Here is a 1,525-nt window from a genome sequence, read left to right on the forward strand (position 1 = left end):
CCTCCTAGGGAGATACGCTATCAAGCGCCCGCCATGGAGCAAAACAGCTCGGGACAAACCCTAGAGGGCATCGAAAATCCCACAAACTTGACCCCTGTCAAGAGTTTTTCGTCCACTTGGTAAGACCATACGCGTGCAATATGCTCCGGCCAGGGAATCAGTAAAGAAGTTCCAAGCCCAAACAGAGTTACCCAATACAGGAGACAACGTGATGAAAACCAGATTTGCGAGCATCAGGAATAAATTGACTGCAGCGGGGACATGCGCCATCGCGGCAGCGGCGCTGACGGCCTTCCCCGCCCATGCAGCCTGGGAGCCCACCAAGCCAGTGGAGTTCGTGGTCCCTGCGGGTACCGGCGGCGGGGCCGATCAGATGGCCCGACTGATGCAAGGCATCATCATCAAGCACAAGCTGATGAAAGAACCGCTGATCGTCGTCAACAAATCCGGCGGTGCTGGCGCGGAGGGCTTCCTCGAAGTCAAGGGCGCCAAAGGTGACCCACACAAGATCATTATCACGCTGTCCAACCTCTTCACCACACCTCTGGCGACAGGTGTTCCCTTCAACTGGCGCGACATGACGCCCGTGTCCATGATGGCGCTCGACCAGTTCGTGCTATGGGTCAACGCAGAAAACCCCGCCAAGACCGCCAAGGACTACCTGGCAGCCGTAAAAGCCGCAGGCCCCAGCAAAATCAAGATGGGCGGCACGGGTTCCAAACAGGAAGACCAGATCATCACTGTCGGCATTGAGCAGGCCACAGGCACAAAATTCATCTATGTCCCATTCAAGGGAGGCGGTGAAGTCGCGGTCCAGCTCGTCGGTAAGCACGTCGACTCTTCCRTCAACAACCCGATCGAGGCCGTCGCCCAGTGGCGCGCCAACCAGCTTCGGGCTCTGTGCGTCTTCGACGACAAACGCATGCCCTACAAGACCAAAGTCACCGACACCCTGTCATGGGCCGACATCCCGACGTGCAAGGAAGCTGGCGTGCCCACCGACTACACCATGCTGCGCGGCATATTCATGGCGCCTGGCGTATCGAAAGACCAGCTCGAGTTCTATGTCAACCTGCTCAAGAAAGTCCGCGAGACCCCCGAGTGGAAAGACTACATGGAAAAAGGTGCGTTCAACCAGACGTCGATGTCCGGCGACGAGTTCGGAAAATGGCTGGGCGGCGCAGAGCAGCGCCATCGTGAGTTGATGAAGGAAGCCGGCTTCATCGCGAAGTAACGATAAAGAAAACCCGTTCGACGGGTTTTCTCCTGCGGGCTGGCCAAGTGTCAGCCCCACAATCAATCAAGTTCGCCCTGGTACAGGGCACTCAATCCAACGGAGTTGCTCATGGAGCCAAACCAAGAATCCGGCGCGCAAGCCCGCTCGGGCGTCGCGACCTATGTTGTTGAAGCGATCGTAGCCACCTGTATTGTCATCCTGGGTGCCGTGGTCATCCAGGGCAGTTGGGCCCTGGGGTCCGGCTGGACCACCGATGGCCCCGGTTCAGGCTACTTCCCGTTTTATATC

At 57.9% G+C, this 1,525-nt stretch carries 1 protein-coding gene and 1 pseudogene; both read left to right on the top strand.

All coding sequences use genetic code 11. The annotated features are described in order from the left end of the window. The first annotated feature begins 211 nt into the window (after nucleotides 1-211). On the top strand, nucleotides 212-1,234 hold the full coding sequence (locus AC1D1X_RS23040) for a Bug family tripartite tricarboxylate transporter substrate binding protein (RefSeq protein ID WP_477699303.1): 1,023 nt from the start codon (nucleotides 212-214) through the stop codon (nucleotides 1,232-1,234). A gap of 111 nt (nucleotides 1,235-1,345) precedes the next feature. After that, nucleotides 1,346-1,525: pseudogene (locus AC1D1X_RS23045) on the top strand (tripartite tricarboxylate transporter TctB family protein); the annotation flags it as partial.

The sequence above is a fragment of the Polaromonas sp. P1_G4 genome, from assembly GCF_056405475.1.